This window comes from Mesorhizobium sp. NZP2077 (assembly GCF_013170805.1).
Classification (GTDB): domain Bacteria; phylum Pseudomonadota; class Alphaproteobacteria; order Rhizobiales; family Rhizobiaceae; genus Mesorhizobium.
The window spans coordinates 1,188,853-1,208,391 of record NZ_CP051293.1 but is presented as its reverse complement, the minus strand read 5'-3'; the positions used below and the strand labels follow the sequence as shown (position 1 = coordinate 1,208,391).

Annotated in this window: 17 protein-coding genes; 3 read left to right on the top strand and 14 right to left on the bottom strand. The window is 64.7% G+C overall.

The genetic code is table 11. The features are described 5' to 3' along the window. Window positions 1–58: 58 nt before the first annotated feature. On the bottom strand, window positions 59–1,555 hold the full coding sequence (locus HGP13_RS05845; RefSeq protein ID WP_172222671.1) for a CoA-acylating methylmalonate-semialdehyde dehydrogenase: 1,497 nt from the start codon (window positions 1,553–1,555) through the stop codon (window positions 59–61). Window positions 1,556–1,716: 161 nt separating this feature from the next. Between HGP13_RS05845 and HGP13_RS05840 the strand changes: the two genes are divergently transcribed. From HGP13_RS05840 to HGP13_RS05830, 3 genes are all read left to right on the top strand, one after another. Further along, window positions 1,717–2,598 carry a LysR family transcriptional regulator gene (locus HGP13_RS05840; protein WP_172222669.1) on the top strand — a complete coding sequence of 294 codons (882 nt, stop codon included), beginning with the start codon at window positions 1,717–1,719 and terminating at the stop codon, window positions 2,596–2,598. Between the two features lie 152 nt (window positions 2,599–2,750). Next, entirely contained in the window at window positions 2,751–3,194 is a 444-nt protein-coding gene (locus HGP13_RS05835) for a hypothetical protein (protein WP_172222666.1), read from the top strand. Then, window positions 3,191–5,344 carry a phosphatidylserine/phosphatidylglycerophosphate/cardiolipin synthase family protein gene (locus HGP13_RS05830; RefSeq protein ID WP_172222664.1) on the top strand — a complete coding sequence of 718 codons (2,154 nt, stop codon included), beginning with the start codon at window positions 3,191–3,193 and terminating at the stop codon, window positions 5,342–5,344. Before HGP13_RS05835 ends, HGP13_RS05830 begins: the two co-directional genes overlap by 4 nt. Window positions 5,345–5,411: 67 nt before the next feature. Here the strand turns inward: HGP13_RS05830 and HGP13_RS05825 are convergent, their stop codons facing one another. The 13 genes from HGP13_RS05825 to obgE form a co-directional block, all read right to left on the bottom strand. Beyond that, window positions 5,412–6,668 carry a D-amino acid dehydrogenase gene (locus tag HGP13_RS05825; protein WP_172234622.1) on the bottom strand — a complete coding sequence of 419 codons (1,257 nt, stop codon included), beginning with the start codon at window positions 6,666–6,668 and terminating at the stop codon, window positions 5,412–5,414. Window positions 6,669–6,773: 105 nt separating this feature from the next. Then, a complete protein-coding gene (gene alr / locus HGP13_RS05820) occupies window positions 6,774–7,919 on the bottom strand; it encodes an alanine racemase (protein WP_172222636.1) in 1,146 nt (381 codons plus the stop codon). 74 nt (window positions 7,920–7,993) lie between these two features. After that, window positions 7,994–8,512, bottom strand: coding sequence for an RNA pyrophosphohydrolase (locus HGP13_RS05815; protein ID WP_172222633.1), 519 nt, complete (start codon window positions 8,510–8,512; stop codon window positions 7,994–7,996). Window positions 8,513–8,561: 49 nt separating this feature from the next. After that, window positions 8,562–9,743, bottom strand: a complete 1,182-nt coding sequence (locus tag HGP13_RS05810; RefSeq protein ID WP_172222631.1) for a divergent polysaccharide deacetylase family protein — start codon at window positions 9,741–9,743, stop codon at window positions 8,562–8,564. Window positions 9,744–9,951: 208 nt separating this feature from the next. Further along, the gene (locus HGP13_RS05805) at window positions 9,952–11,283 is read right to left on the bottom strand and encodes a S41 family peptidase (RefSeq protein WP_172222628.1); all 1,332 of its coding nucleotides are present in this window, start codon (window positions 11,281–11,283) and stop codon (window positions 9,952–9,954) included. Between the two features lies 1 nt (window position 11,284). After that, window positions 11,285–12,646: a murein hydrolase activator EnvC gene (locus HGP13_RS05800; protein ID WP_172222625.1), complete on the bottom strand. Its 1,362-nt coding sequence runs from the start codon at window positions 12,644–12,646 to the stop codon at window positions 11,285–11,287. A gap of 205 nt (window positions 12,647–12,851) precedes the next feature. Further along, entirely contained in the window at window positions 12,852–13,334 is a 483-nt protein-coding gene (gene rlmH, locus HGP13_RS05795; protein ID WP_172222622.1) for a 23S rRNA (pseudouridine(1915)-N(3))-methyltransferase RlmH, read from the bottom strand. 72 nt (window positions 13,335–13,406) lie between these two features. Then, window positions 13,407–13,784, bottom strand: a complete 378-nt coding sequence (gene rsfS / locus HGP13_RS05790; RefSeq protein ID WP_023777607.1) for a ribosome silencing factor — start codon at window positions 13,782–13,784, stop codon at window positions 13,407–13,409. Between the two features lie 179 nt (window positions 13,785–13,963). Then, complete coding sequence (locus HGP13_RS05785) at window positions 13,964–15,259, bottom strand: MFS transporter (RefSeq protein WP_172222619.1); 1,296 nt, start codon at window positions 15,257–15,259, stop codon at window positions 13,964–13,966. Between the two features lie 96 nt (window positions 15,260–15,355). Further along, a complete protein-coding gene (locus HGP13_RS05780; protein ID WP_246707294.1) occupies window positions 15,356–15,988 on the bottom strand; it encodes a nicotinate-nucleotide adenylyltransferase in 633 nt (210 codons plus the stop codon). Between the two features lie 27 nt (window positions 15,989–16,015). Continuing rightward, window positions 16,016–17,302 carry a glutamate-5-semialdehyde dehydrogenase gene (locus HGP13_RS05775; protein WP_172222617.1) on the bottom strand — a complete coding sequence of 429 codons (1,287 nt, stop codon included), beginning with the start codon at window positions 17,300–17,302 and terminating at the stop codon, window positions 16,016–16,018. A 3-nt stretch (window positions 17,303–17,305) separates the two neighbouring features. Beyond that, a complete protein-coding gene (gene proB / locus HGP13_RS05770) occupies window positions 17,306–18,442 on the bottom strand; it encodes a glutamate 5-kinase (RefSeq protein WP_172222615.1) in 1,137 nt (378 codons plus the stop codon). Window positions 18,443–18,445: 3 nt separating this feature from the next. Continuing rightward, window positions 18,446–19,477, bottom strand: coding sequence for a GTPase ObgE (gene obgE / locus HGP13_RS05765; RefSeq protein WP_172222613.1), 1,032 nt, complete (start codon window positions 19,475–19,477; stop codon window positions 18,446–18,448). Window positions 19,478–19,539: the final 62 nt, after the last annotated feature.

Sequence of the window (19,539 nt, the reverse complement as noted above, 5' to 3'; positions counted from 1 at the left end):
AAACAATAAGGGCGCGACAAAAGCCGCGCCCTTAACTCGCTGAAACAAATGTCGGACTTCAGTTCATCGTCGGGATGACGAATTCCGCACCATCCTTGATGCCGGATGGCCAGCGCGAGGTCACCGTCTTGGTCTTGGTGTAGAAGCGGAAGGCGTCCGGGCCGTGCTGGTTGAGGTCGCCGAAGGACGACGCCTTCCAGCCGCCGAAGGTGTAATAGGCGATCGGAACCGGGATCGGTACGTTGATGCCGACCATGCCGACCTGGACACGGCTTGCAAAATCGCGCGCGGCGTCGCCGTCACGGGTGAAGATGGCGACGCCATTGCCCATTTCGTGGTCGTTAGCGAGCTTGATAGCGCTCTCATAGGTCGGCGCGCGCACCACCGAGAGCACCGGCCCGAAGATCTCTTCCTTGTAGATGCGCATGTCCGCCGTCACATTGTCGAACAGGCAGCCGCCCATGTAGTAGCCGTCCTCATAGCCCTGCATCTTGAAGCCGCGGCCGTCGACGACGAGCTTGGCGCCTTCCTTGACGCCGGTGTCGACATAGCCCTTGACGCGTTCCAGCGCCTGAGCCGTCACCAGCGGGCCGAAATCGGCGCCCGAATCCGTCGACGGACCGACCTTCAGGCTCTCGACGCGCGGGATCAGCTTTTCCATCAGCCGGTTGGCGGTGTCGTTGCCGACCGGTACCGCCACCGAGATCGCCATGCAGCGCTCGCCGGCCGAGCCATAGCCGGCGCCGATCAGCGCATCGACGGTCTGGTCCATGTCGGCGTCGGGCATGATGATCATGTGGTTCTTGGCGCCGCCGAAGCACTGCACGCGCTTGCCGGCTGCGGTGCCGCGCGAATAGATATAGTGGGCGATCGGCGTCGAACCGACAAAGCCGATGGCCTTGATGTCCGGATCGTCGAGGATGGCGTCGACGACATCCTTGTCGCCGTTGACCACGTTGAGGATGCCGGCCGGCAGGCCGGCTTCGATGAAAAGCTCGGCGATGCGGATCGGCACGCCCGGGTCGCGCTCCGACGGCTTCAGGATGAAGGCATTGCCGCAGGCGATCGCCGGCGCGATCTTCCACAGCGGGATCATCGCCGGGAAGTTGAACGGCGTGATGCCGGCGACGACGCCGAGCGGCTGGCGCATCGAATAGACGTCGATGCCGGGGCCGGCGCCATCGGTGAACTCGCCCTTCATCATATGCGGCGCGCCGATGCAGACTTCGACCACTTCGAGGCCGCGCTGGATGTCGCCCTTGGCATCGGCGATGGTCTTGCCGTGCTCGCGCGCCAGGATGTCGGCCAGTTCGTCATAGTCGCGGGCGACCAGTTCGAGGAATTTCATCAAGACGCGCACGCGGCGCTGCGGGTTGGTCGCGGCCCATTTCGGCTGCGCCGCCTTGGCGTTCTCGACCGCTGCGCGCAGTTCCGCCTGCGAAGCCAGCGCCACCGTGCCGCGCACCGACCCGTCCATCGGCTGCATGACGTCCTGCTTGCGGCCGCTGGTGCCGGCGACATGCTTGCCGCCGATGAAATGACCGTATTCGATCATGTTGTCTCTCCCTTGTTTGTGATGCTGCATTGTCCGCCTTTGCAGGCGCGATGGCAACGCGAGGGAGAACGCAACCGTTGTGCGTAATTTAGATATCGATTGACGAGCGAGCATCAATTCTCGCAAATGGCTACGTTACAAGATACCTCCTGGGGATTCCCATGAACTGGGATGACGTCCGCATCTTCCTCGCCGTGGCCCGCGCCGGCCAGATCCTCGGCGCCGCCAAACGGCTGGAGCTCAACCACGCCACTGTCTCGCGCCGCATCGCGGCACTCGAGGACGCGCTGCGCACGAAACTCTTTCGCCGGCTGACCACCGGCAGCGAACTGACGCCGGCCGGCGAGAGCTTCCTCGACATTGCCGAGCGCATGGAGGGCGACATGATCGCCGCGCGCTCGACCATATCGGGCGAAGGCGACGATATTTCGGGCACGGTGCGCATCGGCGCGCCGGACGGTTTCGGCGTCGCCTTCCTGGCTAGGCGCCTCGGCGAACTGACCGCGCTGCACCGCGAATTGACGATCCAGCTCGTGCCGGTGCCGCGCTCCTTCTCCCTGTCCCGGCGCGAAGCCGACATCGCCATCACCGTCGAGCGGCCGACAGAAGGCCGGCTGGTGGCGGGAAAGCTGGTCGACTATTCGCTCGGCCTGTTCGCCTCACGCGCCTACGCCGATGCCAATGGTCTGCCGAAAACCGCTGCCGAACTCGGCCGGCACACCTTGATCGGCTATGTGCCTGACCTGATCGTCAGCCCTTCGCTCGACTATGCCTCTGAATTCAGCGCCGACTGGCGCACCAGCTTCGCCATTTCCTCGGCGCTGGGCCAGGCCGAGGCGGTGCGCTCGGGCGCCGGGATCGGCATCCTGCACACCTTCGTTGCCCGCTCGATGCCCGAACTGGTGCCCGTCGATGTCATCGCGCCCATCCGCCGCGCCTACTGGCTGGTCTATCACGAATCGGTCAGGCCGCTGCGCCGTGTCCAGATCGTCGCCAGCTTCATCACCAAGGCGGTGGAACAGGAAAGAAGCCTTTTCCTGTAAAATAGAGGCGCCGCGAGAATAACACGGATGGGCCAGACACGCCGCCTTTCGCTTGCCACAAAACCGGGCAGTGTGGCATCAGGCATGCGGTCGTCGGCCACGCGGCGAGGCCGCCGGGTGGGGAAATCGTTCAGAAAGCTGGCGCGGAAAAAATGCGAGCCGTTCTTGCCATCCTGCCGCTGGTTTTCGTCTCGGCCTGCGCCAACCCTTGGACGAAAGTGCCGGAAGCCGAATTGCCGAAGCCAATCCGTTACGCCATGGCGCGCCCCTCGCCCTTCGTCATTGGTAATTATTGTGGCCCCGGCACCCGCACAGGTGATCTGTCGGCCCGGCCCGTCGACCGCCTCGACGCGGTTTGCCAGACCCACGACGCTTGCTACATCGCCCGTCATAATCATTGCGACTGCGACGGCACGCTCGTCGCCTCGGCCAGGGCAATCCGCGATGACAAGACGGCACCCCGCAAGATGCGCGACGAGGCGGAGCTGCTGATCGCGACTTTCGCCATTCCCATCTGCAAGGTGTTTCCGCAGGGCTTCATGCCGCCGCGCGACCCGGCGCAATTGAGTGCCATGAAGGCCGGAGCCACCGGGTGAACCGCAGCATACCCCTCATCCTTGCCCTGCTCGGGCTGGCCGCCCTCGCCGGCTGCGCCGGCGCGGGCCGCGATGCCTGCGACTCTCTGCCTGGACAGGAGGCCTGCACGCGGCCCTCTCTGTCGGCCAGCACGCCCGGGCCACAGGTCGCTGCGTCACAGTTTTTCGGCGATGCCGGCGCCAGTGACTATGAAAGACGCTTCCTGGCGCTGCTTGCCCACAACCAGATCGGCGCCATGGATCGCGCCAATGGCACCGGACCGTTCGGGCGCAACCGCCGCGACGTCCAGAACCGAGATTTCCAAGCGACCTATTCAACGCTGGAGCAACTGGCCGGACCGGTCGCCAGCGCGCATTTGCAGCCGACCAATGGCGGCAGCGGCGAGGGCCATTTCGACGGACGCTGGCGGGTGTCGCGGCAGACGCTCTATATCGATGCGGCGGCGCGGCCCTCGGCACCCAAGACTTTCGATTTCTCCGGCCTGCAGGCGCGCAGCACCGAGATCGTCCTGCGCCAGACCGGTGAGCAGCCTGCCGACATCGAGGGCACCTGTGATGGTCCTCTGGCGATCCGCGCGGCCGGCGCCTCGCGCACCATCGCCGCCGGCGCGGCATTTCGCTTTCGCCTGTCGGGTGAGGACGATACGGTCAGCCTGTTTCCAAGCGACGGCCTGAACCGCTGCACGGCGAGAATCCGTTCCAGCCTTGCGCCGGCCGGCGCGCCGCTCACCATCCGGCGCGAGGAGACAACCGATCCGGCACTCGCCAGCTTCGACAGCCGCTACCAGCGCTGCCCGGTCCCAAGCGGCGCCAGCCTCGACACGCTTGAGCGCGCCTTCTATGCCAGCCGCTGGCTGTCGCAGACCTGCGCCCTGCCGATCGGCGAACCCAGGCTGCTGCGCAAATCGCGCGACGGCTTCAACGCCAAGGTCGAGGCGCTGATGGGCGCGCCGCTGTCCGATGCGGCAGTCGACAAGGGCGATCCGGAACTGCCGCTTGATTTCTCCAGGGCGCCAAGGCTGAAGTTGATCTATCTGTCCTCGCTCGAATTCAAGGCCGACCTCTCCGGCCGCATCATCGAACGGCTGATCCGCCATCATGCAGCGCTTGGCACCAAGGTGCGCATCATGGTCACCGACGTGCTGGAGCGCGAGAAGGACGACGCCATGCTGCACCGGCTGGCGGCAGAATTCCCCAATGTCGAGCTACAGGAGTACCGCTGGCGCGCCGACCATGGTGCGCCCATCGACGAGCAGATTTCACAACTGCACAAGACCCATCATATCAAGATGCTGGCGACGCTGGCTGATGACCCTGCGCGCTCGCGCGTCATCATCGGCGGCCGCAACATCCATGACGGCTTCCTGTTCCATCAGCCGATCGACCTGTCGCGCTATCCGAACCTGCAGCAATACGGCAAGACCGACGGGCTTTCGCTGAACTACTATTCGAACTGGAGCGACTTCGACATCGAGTTCGCAGACAGGGCGACGGTCGAGACGCTCGCCGCGCATCTGTCGACAATATGGTTGCGCGACGCCGAGACCAATCTGGCGCGCCCCTTCTCCATCCCGGTCCGCAGCGATGACCGCCCCCGGGGCGATGCCCGCCATTTCATTTCGGTGCCTTACGAAGACGACCATGCGCTGGAGGCCTATTTCGTCGAGCTGGTCGACGCCGCCCAACACCATATCCAGATCGTCAACCCCTACCTCAATCTGACGCCGAGCCTCGCCCAGGCCTTCGACCGGGCGCTCGCCCGCGGCGTCAAGATCGACATTGTCGGCCGCATCGATCTCAAGGGCGACATTGGCGGCAAGTTCCTCACCGCGCTCAACAAGCTGTTCGTCGAGAAATATGGTGATCGCATCAACATCCGCGAATTCAAGGCGCCCGACGTGGTGCTGCATGCCAAGATCATGATGATCGACGAAAGGCTGGTCGTCATCTCCTCGGTCAACCTCAACAATCGCAGCTTCTTCCACGATTCAGAGAACGGCATGACTGTGCTCGATCCCGCCTTCTACGTCAGGATGAAGCCGATCTATGACGACTATCTCGCCCATTCGAACCCGGTTTCCACTGAGGTGACGATCCCGTTGGCCTACCGGCTGCTGTTCGACGAGACCTGGGTCAGGCAGGCGTTCTGATGCATGTCGCCCAAAAGTGGCCCCGGTTTTGGGGCAACGACATGCATAAAAGCAAAACGCAGCGCGCCTATTTCAGGTAGCGTTCCTGCGCCAGGGCACGGGCATCGATGTCGGGCACCCGGCTCGAGATGATGTCGGCCAGCACCTTGGCCGAGCCGCAGGCCATGGTCCAGCCGAGCGTGCCATGGCCGGTGTTGAGAAAGAGATTGGAGAGCTCGGTGCGGCCGATCAGCGGCGGCCCATCCGGCGTCATCGGACGCAGCCCGCACCAGAAGGTCGCCTCGCGCATGGCGCCGGCGCCAGGAAAGAGATCGCCGACCGAATGTTCGAGCGTGCGGCGGCGCGATTCGTGCAGCCTGAGGTCGAAGCCGGAAATCTCCGCCGTGCCGCCGACGCGGATGCGGTCGCCCAGCCGGGTGACCGCCACCTTGTAGGTTTCGTCCATCACGGTCGACACCGGCGCCAGGGCGGCATCCTTGATCGGCACGGTGATCGAATAGCCCTTGACCGGATAAACCGGGATCGACCGTTTCATCCGGCGCATGAAACCCGCCGAATAGCTGCCCAGCGCCATGACATAGGCCTCGGAGGCCTTGAACCCCTTGCTGGTGCTGATGTTGGAAATGCGGTTGCGGCTGCGGATGACGCGCCAGATCGTCGTGTCGTATTCGAACTTCACGCCACGCGCGACGCAGAGCTCGGCCAGTTTCTCGGTGAAGATCTTGCAGTCGCCGGTCTCATCATGCGGCAGCCTGAGGCCGCCGACGAACTTCTCGCGCACCCCGGCCAGCGCCGGCTCCGCCGCAATGCAGCCGTCCTGGTCGAGGGTCTCGTAGGGCACGCCATATTTCTTCAGCACCTCGACATCGCCACCGGTGCCGTCGAGCTGCTTTTGCGTGCGAAACAGCTGCAGCGTGCCCTGGGTGCGTTCGTCATAGGTGATGCCGGTGGCCTCGCGCAGCGCCTTCAGCGTGTCGCGGCTGTATTCGGCCAGCGGCACCATGCGCGACTTGTTGATGGCATAGCGCTCGGCCGTGCAGTTTCGCAGCATCTTGACCAGCCATGTCCACATATGCGGGTCGAAGGCCGGCCGCACCACCAGCGGGCCATGCTTCATCAACAGCCATTTGATCGCCTTCAGCGGAATGCCAGGCCCGGCCCAGGGCGAGGCATAGCCGGGCGAAATCTCGCCGGCATTGGCGAAGCTGGTTTCCAGCGCTGGGCCTTTCTGGCGGTCGATGACCGTCACCTCGTGGCCGGCCTCAGCAAGATAATAGGCCGTGGTCACCCCGATGACGCCACCGCCCAGCACCATGATCTTCATCGCATCACGCTCCACGCCGCCACTGACACCGGGCATGCCATTCCCTGTCTGCCGGATTTTGCCGCGCCCGCCAAGGGGCTAGCTCCAAGGGTTACCCCCAAAGGATCACCCGCCGACGTAGCGCCGGTGAAAGCGTGGGCCGAGACTGGCCAGGATTTCATAGCCGATGGTGCCGGCATGGCCGGCGGCATCGTCGACGCTCTGCGAGGGACCGAGCAGCTCGACCAGATCGCCCTCGCGCAGTCTGCCGGGCGGCAGGGCAGAAATGTCGAGAATGATCGAATCCATCGACACACGCCCGAGGAAAGGCAGGCGCACCCCCTCGAACCACGCCGCCGAAGCGGAGCGGCGCAGCCAGCCATCGGCATAGCCGAACGAGATCGTCGCCAGGCTCAGCGGACCTTCCGCGTGGTAGGTGTGGCCATAGCCGATGCCGGCGCCCTTTTCGACGCGGCGCGTCTGCGCCACCTTGGCTTGCAGCCGCACGACAGGCAGCATCGGATTGGGCTCGCCAGGCGTCGGATTGATGCCATAGACCGCGGCACCGGGGCGGGCGAGGTCGTAATGGTAAGACGGTCCGAGAAAGATGGCGGATGAATTGGCGAGCGAGGCGGGAGACTCAGGCAGCATGGCGCGCAGCCGCTCGAAGGCCTGACGCTGTTGTTCATTGGCCGGATGGCGCGGCTCGTCGGCGCAGGCCAGATGGCTCATGACATATCTGACGTCGATACCATCGAACGCGCTGGGATCCCCGGCCAGCGCCTCGACTTCCGCTGGCGCCATACCGAGCCGCGACATGCCGCTGTCGACCTGAACTGCCGCCGGCAGCTTTCGGCCGGCAGCGCGTGCAGCGGAACTCCAGGCTTTCAACTGCGCGCCACTGTTGATGACCGCGCAGAGGTCAGCCGCCACCGCTTCCGGCTCGGAGCCCGGCGGCAGCCCGTTCAGCACGTAAATGTCGGGGCCAGCCCCGATCGCCTTGCGCAGCTTGATGCCTTCGGCCGGCAGCGCGACGAAGAAGGTGTCGCAGCCTTCGCTGGTTAGCGCCGATGCTACCTGGCTGGCCCCGAGGCCGTAGCCATTGGCCTTGACCACGCCGGCGCAGCGCACGTCCCCCAGCCGCGCCTTCAGTCGCCGGTAGTTTTCACGGACCGCGCCAAGGTCGATGGTGAGGATGGCCCCAGCCGCCGCCTCGCTGACCGGCCAATCGGTGACGGTTTTCGCAGCAACCCGGTTGACGGTGTCGTTCATGGCGACCCTCATTGCATCAGCCATCAATACGACCAGTGCACCGGGGCGGCAACCTCCACCAGAGTCTCGCGCGACTATCGCGCCAGATGGCTGAACACCGCCACCACCTCTTCATAGACCTTGCGCTTGAACGGCACGATCAGGTCGGGCAGGTCCCGCATCGGCCGCCACGACCATTCGTCGAACTCGGCGGTGTGGCCGCCCGGCGGCGGGTTGATCTGGATTTCGCTGCTGTCGCCATGGAAGCGGAAGGCGAACCATTTCTGCATCTGGCCGCGATACCGGCCCTTGAAGGCAATGCCGACGAGATGGTCCGGCAGATCATAGTTGATCCAGTCCGGCGCCTCGGCGAGCAGCGAGACGTTGCGCATGCCGGTCTCTTCATAGAGCTCCCGCTCCGCCGCCTGCAGCGGCTCCTCACCCTTGTCGATGCCGCCTTGCGGCATCTGCCAGAGCTGCGTCGTGCCGGCGAATTCGCTGTCGGGTTCGGCAATGCGATGCCCGACCCAGACCAGGCCCTCTCCATTGAGGATCATCAGCCCGACACAAGGACGGTAGGGCAGCGTTTCGCGATCAACTGTCTTTTTAGCCATCTGACGCTCTCTCTGGCCGTCTTGGGAGTTCGGTGCGATCAGCAGATCGCTAGCCCTTTTGCGGATCGATGGCCACCGCCGAAATCGGCACGATCTCGATGCCGCGCTTCTTGGCCTCGGTAATCCAGGACGAGACGGTGTCGACCGTGAGATCAAAGGCCGAGCCGATGCCGACGGCAGAGCCCTTGGCCCGCGCGGTGGCTTCGAGGCTGTCGAGTTTCTTCAGGATGGCGCCGCGATCCTGCACCGCGTCGATCGCCATGTCGCCGGCGACAAAGGGCACACCGTCCTTCAGCGCCAGATCGGGTGCCAGGCTGCGTGCCGACGAGCCGTCGTCGATATAGGCCAGCCCCCGTTTGCCGAGCTCGGCCATGAACGGCTCCATCGCCGCCGTGTCGGCGGAAAAGCGCGCGCCCATATAGTTCATGACACCGGTATAGTTCGTCGTCCGCGACAGCGCCCAGTGCAGGTTTTTGATGTTCTCGTCCGCGCTCGCCGCCACCGTCAGCGTGTTTCGACCGGGGTTGACGTTGGGATAGTCGAACGGTTCGAGCGGCACCTGCATGACGATCTCATGGCCGCTTTGCCTGGCGGCCTGCATCCAGCGCCCGATGCTGTTGCCTTGCGGCGCGAAAGCCAGCGTCACTTCCGGCGGCAACCTGGCGATCGCTGCCTGGGTGCCGGTCTGCGATACGGCAAGTCCTCCGATGACGATCGCAATGCGCGCGCCGCGCGAGCCGGACCAGGGCCGCGCATAGACATCGAACGGCCGCCTTCCGTCGGCCGAGCGCATCGGCAAAGGTCCGGTGTCGCTGGCTTCGATCAATGCCTTGTCGGGAAGATGCGCAATCTTCAGGTTCTGCCCGACAGCAGACGGATCACGGATGACGATGGCTGCCTGCGGAGGACCATCGCCCTCCTCCTTCTGCACATGGATGATCTGCGGACCACCGGTCTTGGTCGGTGTTTCAACCTTCGGCGCCGCGGCCGGAGCCAAGGCGGATGGCGCGGCAGCGGGCTCGGCCGCCGCAGTCACTTTCGGCGTCGAGACGGCGACCTCTTGCGGCTTGCGAAACGGCTTTTCCCTGAGCGCGATCGCGGCCGAGACGCCGACCACCGCCAGCACGACAACGGTCGACACGATCACGCCCGCGCTGACCTTGCCGGCAGCGCGCGGCGCCCGGACGGTCTGTCCAAGCGGGCGTTCGATGTCCTTGCTGATATCAGCCAAGCCCTGTCCCCGGGGCGCATGATTCCGAAGCTGATCCCTTCGGGAGGACATGCGCGAATTCATCAAGCTGGCGCACCCCTGGCGCCGTATCTGGAGGCCTCGCCTTGCCTCCCCGAATCAAACTGCCGGAACCTTTCGGTCCCGGCAGCATCGCATTGCTTCGTTCAGGCGGCCAGACCTGGCCAGCCAAACCGTTACTGCCGAACCATTACTGGTTGAGCACGGCCTTGTCCGGGTTGGGCGGGAAGGCCGGATCGGTCTTTTGGCCGCGCAGCAGCTGCTCGGCGAAGATCAGCTGCAGATCGTCCTTGGGATCCGGCGGCACATAGGCTGCCGAGCCCGAGCCGGTCGAGCTCTCGTCGGCGCCCTTGATGTGGCCCTTGAGGTCGGATTCACCGCGCGTCAAATCCCTGCCCTGCAGTTCCGGCGGCAGCGGCTGGTCGACCTTGATGTCGGGCGTGATGCCCTTGCCCTGGATCGACTTGCCCGACGGCGTGTAATAGAGCGCCGTCGTCAGCCTGAGCGCACCATTCTCGCCGAGCGGAATGATGGTCTGCACCGAACCCTTGCCGAAGGACTGTGTGCCGACAACCGTGACGCGGCGCAGATCCTGCAACGCGCCGGCGACGATTTCAGACGCACTGGCCGAGCCGCCATTGACGAGCACGATGATCGGCTTGCCGTTGACGTCGTCGACCTGCTTCGGCTTGGCGTCGAAGCGGGTGACGTCCTTGGGATCGCGGCCGCGCGTCGAGACGATCTCGCCACGCTTCAGGAAGGCGTCGGACACGCTCACCGCCTGGTCGAGCAGGCCACCCGGGTTGAGGCGCAGGTCGAGCACATAGCCCTTGAGCTTGTCGTCCGGCACCTGCTTCTTGATGGTGTCGATGGCATTCTCGAGGTCGTCATAGGTCTTTTCGGTGAAGGAGGTGATCTTCATGTAGCCGATGTCGTTCTCGACCCGGAACTTGACCGCCTTGACCTTGATGATGTCGCGAACCACCGTCAGCTCGATCGGCTTGTCGGCGCCCTGGCGCAGGATGGTGAGCTTGATCGGTGTGTTGACCAGGCCTCGCATCTTCTCGACCGCGTCGTTGAGCGTCAGGCCGCGAACTTCTTCGCCGTCGATCTTGGCAATATAGTCGCCGGCCAGCACGCCGGCCTTGGCGGCGGGCGTATCGTCGATCGGCGTGATCACCTTGACCAGGTCGTTCTCCATGGTGACCTCGATGCCGAGGCCGCCGAACTCGCCCTTGGTCTGCACGCGCATGTCCTGCGCCTGTTCGGCATTCATGTAGGAGGAGTGCGGGTCGAGCGACGAAAGCATGCCATTGATGGCGTTCTCGACCAGCGACTTGTCGTCGGGCGGCGTGACATATTGTGCCCGCACCCGCTCGAAGATGTCGCCGAAGATCGCCAGCTGCTTGTAGGTCTCCGATCCCGCAGCGTTCGCCGACGCGCCAGGAGCGCCATAGATAAGGCTCATGGCGGATGCGCCCATCAGCGCACCGGCAAACAGAAGCGACAGTTTCCGCATCATTTCACGTCCTTCCAGAAAAACGGTCCGCCCACCATGGGGCCGGATCGACGGGTTTTCCATCCTTGCGGAACTCGACATAGAGTTCCGGCGTGGCATTTCCATTCTTCGAAACCGAGGTGCTTGCCACCCGGGCCTCTCCCATCGCGCCGACCGGCTCTCCTGCGAGCACCGACTGGCCGGTCACGACGCTGATTCTGCTCATCCCCGCCAGGACGACATGATAGCCGTCCCCGGCATTGAGGATCAAGAGTTGACCATAGGAGCGAAACGGCCCCGCATAAAGGACATTCCCATCCGCCGGCGCGGTGACGATGGCTCCCGATTGTGTCGCAAGCATGTCTCCAAGCATCACCGCGCCGTTACCGTCATCGGCGCCAAACCGGCGTTTGATGCGGCCGGTGACCGGCAGCGTGATCTGCCCCTGCAGTGCCGAAAAGGGGGCTGCCGCAGCAAGCTGGTTGCCTTCGGGGACCGGCAGCGACGCCGTTGGGTCGCCACCCGTCTTGTCGTCCCCTGCCTGGCCCGCAGCGGCCGCCTTTGCGGCATCCGCGGCCTTGCGGGTCTTGTCGGCCTGCGCTTCCAGCGACGCGATCAGATCCTTAAGGCTAGAGGCCTTGGCCGCCAGCTGCTCGGAACGCTGCTGTTCGGCCGTCATTTGCGCCTGCGTGTCGGTCTCGAGCTTCTGCTTGGCTTCCAGCAGCATGCCGAGCCGCTTCTTTTCCGCCACCTGCTCGCCGACCGCTTCCGTCAGCCGCGCCCGTTCGGCCTCGATCGAGGCGGTCACCCGGGTCTGCTCCTTGAGGTCGGCCAGCAGGCTGTCGGTCTGCTGGCGCAATTCCGGCACCACGGCGCCGAGCAGGATGGCGCTGCGCACCGACGACAGCGCGTCCTCCGGCTTGACCAGGATCGCCGGTGGCGGGTTGAGCCCCATGCGTTGCAGTGCGCCCAGCACTTCGGCCAGCACGTCGCGGCGCGCCATAAGCGAGGCACGGATTTTCTGCTGCTGGCCCTTCAGCCCTTCCAGCTTGGCGCCGATGTCCTCGATGTCCTGGCCGAGCTTCTGCTCGGTCATTGCCGACTGAATCAGCGCCGCGGTGATCGAGGCATGGTCCTTCTTGACCGCGGCGATATCGGCGGCGAGCTTGGCCAGCCGTTCCGACGACAGCGTGATTTCCTTCGAAACCTGTTCGTATTCGGCGCGGCTCTGGTCGGGATCGGGCGCCATGTCGAGCGTGTTCTCGGCCCACGCCGCGTGGAACGACAAGAGTAACGCCGCCGCCGCGGTCCCGCAGCGTGCGCGCCAGGAGCCCGCTATTGAGCCCCCTGTTGATAAACTCAGTGTCGATTCCCGGCCTTCAGACATTCGCCATCGACTCTATCCGCGGCACGTTAACGAACCATCAACCATGTTTGAACAGCTCGTCCCAGAATGCATGTCGCCCAAAAGTGGTCCCGGTTTTGGGAAAACGACATGCATAAAGCTAGAGATTTTCGATCTTGCGAGGCATTGGGGCGGAAATCCGGGCAACGGCGACGAATCACAGCTGCCGACAATTGTAGCGGCAGGCTCACGCGCGATGATAGGGGTGGCCGGAGAGGATCGTCGAGACCCTATAGAGCTGCTCCCCCAGCATAACCCGCACCAATTGGTGCGGCCAGGTGAGCGCGCCGAACGACAGCACCAGATCGGCCTGGTCGCGCAGTGACGGATCGTGACCGTCGGCGCCGCCGATTGCCAACACCAGCGCCTTGCGCCCGCCATCACGCAACTGCCCGATGCGATTGGCTAAATCCTGCGAGGAAAGGCTCTTGCCGCGTTCATCGAGCAAGATGAGGGCCGTGCCTGGCTGCAGCTGCGCCTGCAGCCTCGAGCCTTCATCGCGCTGGCGCTCGGCAGCGCTCTGCGACCGGCCCTCGGCGATCTCGGTGATCCCGGCGAATTCAAGCCCGACCGCTGGCCCGCTCTTGGCGAAGCGCTCGAAATAGCGGTCGGCCAACTCCCGCTCGGGGCCGGTTTTCATTCGGCCCACGGCATGAACTGAAATCTTCATCCCGCCTCTATAAGCCGCTAATGCCTGTCGCCCAAAGGAGAAATCCGATTCTGGGCAACGACACGAAGCCGCTTAATGAAGGGTCTCTTCCTCGAGATCCGGCGCCTGCCACATCTTTTCGAGATTGTAGAATTCGCGGACTTCGGGGCGGAAGACATGGACGATGATATCGCCGGAATCGATCAGGACCCAGTCGGCGCCGGACAGCCCCTCGACGCGCGCCGTGCCGAGGCCGGCATCCTTGAGCGCCTTGAGGAGATGGTCGGCGACTGCCGAGACATGACGGTGCGATCGGCCCGACGCGACGACCATATAGTCGCCGAGGCTCGATTTCCCCTGAATGTCGATTGAGACAATATTTTCGGCCTTGGAGTCTTCCAGACTGGCAAGGACTGTCTTGATGGCACGGGACACGGCGTCGTCTACGCTGATCCTGGCCGGCGAAGGCATGATATCGGCCTTCTTCCGCAGTGCTGTTCTCAGTGTATTTCCTTTCGCAGCAAGAACAACCAAATCACCCCCTAAAGCAGGTGACACCGCTTAGATAGGCAGAGTTCCCTGACAGTTTCAAGACGCAGCCGCACAAGCAGGTTCGCCTGGCATCACGGGCGAAGCCCCGTCGGCCGGGGTCAGCCCGGTTTCCTGGCGTTATCGTCCGGCGCATAGGCGAGTTCGACCGGCAATGGCGCCTGCGCCGTCATCGGTGCGAAGCTGCCGGTCTCGGTGGCAGGCACAGCCTGGGTGGTGAAGACGCGCAACAGCACGAACAGGCAGAAGGCGCAGGCAATGACGATTGCCACATAGATAAAGGCTTGCGTGCCGAAGGCGGCCGACAGCGCGGTGACGATGCCCGGCACGATGAAGCCCGACAGCGACCAGGCAAACAAGAGCGAACTGGACAGCGCCACCATGTCGTCCTTGCCGGCGCGGTCGGCGGCGTGCGCGCTGGACAGGGAATAGATCGATTCCGATGCACCGTCCCACAAGACATAGATCACCAGCAGCGCCGGCAGCGCACCGCCATCGAAGCCGAGTGCGAACATGCCGGCCAACGCGGCAAGCCCGGATGCCCCGATCAGAACATAGCGGCGGTCGGTGCGGTCGGAAATCCAGCCGAATGGGAGCTGCAGGATCAGCGTGCCGAGCGGCATAACCGACAGCAACAGCGCCACATCGGCCTGGCTATAGCCCTTGGCGGTGGCATGGATCGGCGCAAAGCCGGCAATCGACATCGACAGGCCGCCGACCGCCAGCATGCCGGCAACGCCGACCGGCGAAATCCGCCAGGCCCGGCGCAGCGCCACCGAGGCCGCCTGCGGCGCCGGCGGCTGCGCCAGCCGTGTCATGCCAACGGGCAGGATTGACAAAGCGGTGAAGGCGATGCCGATCAGCGGCGCATCCGCGGTCTTGATGTCGACCAGTGCCAGCGTCGCATAGCCGACACCGAGCCCTGCGACATACGCAACGTAGAAGAACGCCATCACCCGTCCGCGTATGGCGTTGGCCACGGCATCGTTCAACCAGCTTTGCGCGACGATGAACAGGCCGCATATGGCAAAGCCGTACAGAGCGCGGGCAGCGATCCACAGAACCGGATGCGGTCCAGCGCCGACGGCTGCATTGGCCAGCGCAATCAGCGCTGACAGCACCATGAAGGCGCGGGCGTGACCGACCCGGCGCACCAATGGTCCGGTGAGGATACAGCCTGCGAGGCCGCCGGCCGACAGGCCGGTAATGATCAACCCGGCCCAGGTCGGATCGAAACCTTCTGCGCCGAGCCGGACCGGGATATAGGCAAACATCAGCCCGTTGCCGATGGCGATCAGCGCCATCGACACGATGACGCTGGCAATCGCGATCAGCGGCGCCGGCGCGCTGCCATGCTCCGGGTCGACTGCGAGTCGGGTTGTGGTTCGGGTTGCCATATCAGGCCAGCATCGCCGATCGGCTGGGTGCGCGCCGCTGTAAAAACGACATGGCCGGGCGGCCGAAATACTGGCTCTTCCCGTTGCGGAGAGGCGCTATTCCTTCGCCATTTTCCGGATCGCGCTCGACGACAGCGAGGAGCGCGGGCCGTGGATGAAGGTCCAGGCCGGCGCCTGCATGCGGGCAAGCAGCGGCGCGTCGCCTTCATCGACACGGGCGTAGTCGAAGGTCTTGGCGACGACAGATGACAGGAACGACAGCGTGGCGCCCGGCCGGTCGATCACCGCGATCGGGAAGGTCAGCACGATCTCGCGCCAGCGCTGCCAGCGGTGGAAATCGCGCAAACTGTCCGCGCCCATGATCCAGACGAAATCGACGCCGGGATTGCGCGCCTTGACCAACGCCAGCGTGTCGGCAGTGTAGCGCACGTGATGCGCCGCCTCGAAGGCGGTGACCTTGATCTTCGGGTTCCTGGCGATCTTCTCCGACAGCTGCAGCCGCTCGGCCAGCGGCGCCAACTCGCGCGTGCTCTTCAGCGGATTGCCCGGCGTCACCATCCACCACAACTGGTCCAGCGCCAGACGGCGGAGCGCAATCTCCGCGACCAGCGCATGGCCGGCATGCGGCGGGTTGAACGAGCCGCCGAACAGGCCGACGGCGAGGCCCTTTTCGGCATACGGCATCTTCAGGTAACGGGAGGGGACCGCCGGTTGGGAAGATGCCAGCATCGCCTCAGGCTCTAGCGACGAAAAGCTTCAAGGCCTCACCTGTCCCGACCCGCGCACGCGGTATTTGAACGAGGTCAGCTGCTCGACGCCAACTGGCCCGCGCGCATGCATCTTGCCGGTGGCGATGCCGATCTCGGCGCCCATGCCGAACTCGCCGCCATCGGCGAACTGCGTCGAGGCATTGTGCAGCAGGATCGCCGAATCGATCTCGTTGAAGAACCGCTCGACGACATTTGCGTCCTCGGCAATGATCGCCTCGGTGTGATGCGAGGAGAACGTCTCGATATGCTCGATCGCACCACCGATGCCGTCGACCAGCTTCACTGCGATGATGGCGTCGAGATATTCCGTCACCCAGTCGGCATCGGTCGCCGGCTTGGCATCGAAAAACACCTTCAGCACCTCGGCATCGGCATGGATCTCGCAACCGGCCGCGCGCAGCGCGTCGAGGATCGGCACCAGATGGGTGGACGCCACGGCGCGGTCGACAAGCAGCGTCTCGGCGGCGCCACAGACGCCGGTGCGCCGCATCTTGGCGTTGACCGCGATTTTCACCGCCATGTCGAGATTGGCCGAGCGGTCGATATAGAGATGGCAGATGCCTTCGAGGTGGGCGAAGACCGGCACCCGCGCCTCGCTCTGCACCCGTCCGACAAGGCTTTTGCCGCCGCGCGGGATGATGACGTCGAGCGCACCACCCAGGCCCTTGAGCATCTCGCCGACCGCGGCGCGGTCGGTGGTCGGCACGAGCTGGATGGCGTCTTGCGGCAGGCCGGCAGCCTTCAGGCCTTCGACCAGGCCGGCATGGATGGCGGAGGACGAATTGAGCGAATCCGAACCGCCGCGCAGGATCACCGGATTGCCGGCCTTGAGGCACAGCGCGCCGGCATCAGCCGTGACGTTCGGCCGGCTCTCATAGATGACGCCGACGACGCCGAGCGGCGTGCGCACGCGCTCGATCTGCAGGCCGTTCGGCCGCTCCCAGGCGGCAATCACGTCGCCGACCGGATCCTTGAGGTCCGCGATTTCACGGATGCCGTCGGCCATGGCACGGATGCGCGCCGGATTGAGCTTCAGCCGGTCCATGAACGATGCGGACAGGCCCGATTCGTGGCCATTCGAGACATCAATGGCGTTGGCGTCGAGAATCTCCTGCTCACGGGAAATGATCGCGTCGGCCATGGCAAGGAGCGCGGCATTCTTGGCGGCGGCGGTGGCGATGGCCAGCGGTCGGGCCGCGGCGCGGGCGCGGCGGCCGATATCGGCCATCAGCGCCACGGTGTCATCCTCGGATCTTTCATGCAGCTTCAGCATGGCTCATCCTCCGCTTATGTCCCCTCCGGCATGACTCACCACAAGGTCATCGCGGTGGATCATCGCCGAACGCGCTTCGTAACCGAGCACGGTTTCGATCTCGGCAGTCTTCAGGCCAGCGATCCTTACGGCATCGGCGGCATCATAGGCAACCAGCCCGCGCGCGATCTCGCGACCTTCGGGCGACAGGATTGCCACCGTATCGCCGCGCGAAAAATTGCCGCTGACCAGCTTGACGCCGGCCGGCAGCAGCGATTTGCCCGATGTAAGCGCGCCGACGGCGCCGGCATCTACCGTCAGCCGGCCGGCCGGTTCGAGTTGGCCGGCGATCCAGGTCTTGTAGCCCTTCACCGGATTGCTGCTCGGCCGGAAGAAGGTCGCCCGCTCGCCGCGCTCGATCGCCATCAGCGGCGACAGCCGCGTGCCCGATGTGATGATCATCGCCGTGCCGGCGGCGGTGGCGATCTTGCCGGCATCGAGCTTGGTGCGCATGCCGCCGCGCGAGAGTTCGGACGCAGCGGCCCCCGCCATCGCCTCGATATCAGGCGTGATGCGGTCGACCACGGGGATGAACTTGGCATTGGGGTCGCGCGCCGGCGGCGCGGTATAGAGCCCATCGATGTCGGAGAGCAGCACCAAAAGGTCGGCACCCATCATCGTCGCCACCCGCGCGGCCAGCCGGTCATTGTCGCCATAGCGGATTTCGGAGGTGGCCACCGTGTCGTTCTCGTTGATGACCGGCACCGCCTTCATCTTCAGCAGCGTCGAGATCGTTGCGCGCGCATTCAGGTAGCGGCGGCGCTCCTCCGTGTCGCCAAGGGTCAAGAGAATCTGGCCTGATTTCAGCGCGCCCTTGCCGAGCGCATCCGACCAGGCGCCGGCGAGCGCAATCTGTCCGACAGCGGCGGCGGCCTGGCTTTCCTCGAGCTTCAGAGCCCGCTTGCCGAGGCCAAGGATGGTGCGGCCGAGCGCGATGGCGCCCGACGACACGACGAGGATCTCTGCGCCGCCCTGGGCGAGCACGGCGATGTCGTCGGCAAGCGAAGCCAGCCAGTCGCGCTTCAAGCCACTCGCGCGGTCAACGAGCAACGCCGAGCCGATCTTGACGGTGATGCGCCGGTATTTCTTCAGCGACTGCATGCCTTACTTTTCCCAGCGCGTCTCGACCACGGGAGCGGCCTGCGCGCGCGCCTCGGAAATCACCGTCATCAACCCCCGCAACACCGCCTCGACCCCCTCGCCGGTGACGGCGGACAACAGCGTCGGTGCACGGCCGGCGGCGCGCTTCAGCGAAGCGACCTTCTTCTTGCGTGCATCGGCATCGAGCGTGTCGACCTGCGAAAGCGCCACAATCTCGACCTTGTCGGTCAGGCCGTTGCCATAGGCGTCGAGTTCGGCGCGGACGGTCTTGTAGGCCTTGCCCGGATTTTCCTCCTGCGCCGAAACCAGGTGCAGCAGCACGCGCGTGCGCTCGACATGGCCGAGGAAGCGGTCGCCGATACCGACGCCCTCATGCGCGCCTTCGATAAGGCCGGGAATGTCGGCGATGACGAATTCGCGCGCGTCGATGCGCGCGACGCCGAGGCCGGGATGCAGCGTCGTGAACGGATAGTCGGCGATCTTCGGCTTGGCCGCAGTGACGGCGGCCAGGAATGTCGACTTGCCGGCATTGGGCAGCCCGACCAGCCCGGCATCGGCGATCAGCTTCAGCCGCAGCCAGATGTTGAGCTCTTCGCCGGGAAGGCCGGGATTGGCGCGGCGTGGCGCCTGGTTGGTCGAGGTCTTGAAATGCTGGTTGCCGAAGCCGCCATTGCCGCCCTTGGCCAGCAAAAAGCGCTGGCCGACCACGGTGAGGTCGCAGATCAGCGTCTCATTGTCTTCCCCGAACACTTGCGTTCCGGCCGGCACTTTCAGCGTGACGTCGGCGCCCTTGGCGCCGGTCATGTTGCGGCCCATGCCATGGACGCCGGTCTTGGCCTTGAAATGCTGCTGGTAGCGATAGTCGATCAGCGTGTTCAGGCCGTTCACCGCTTCCAGCCAGACATCGCCGCCACGGCCGCCATCGCCGCCGTCGGGCCCGCCGAACTCGATGAATTTCTCGCGCCGGAACGACACCGAACCGGCGCCGCCGTCACCTGAGCGGACATAGACCTTGGCTTGATCGAGAAATTTCATGGGATTGCAGTTTCTTTTATTGGCCTTGCGGCATTGCTCTAAACATTGCGCCTTGATCTAAA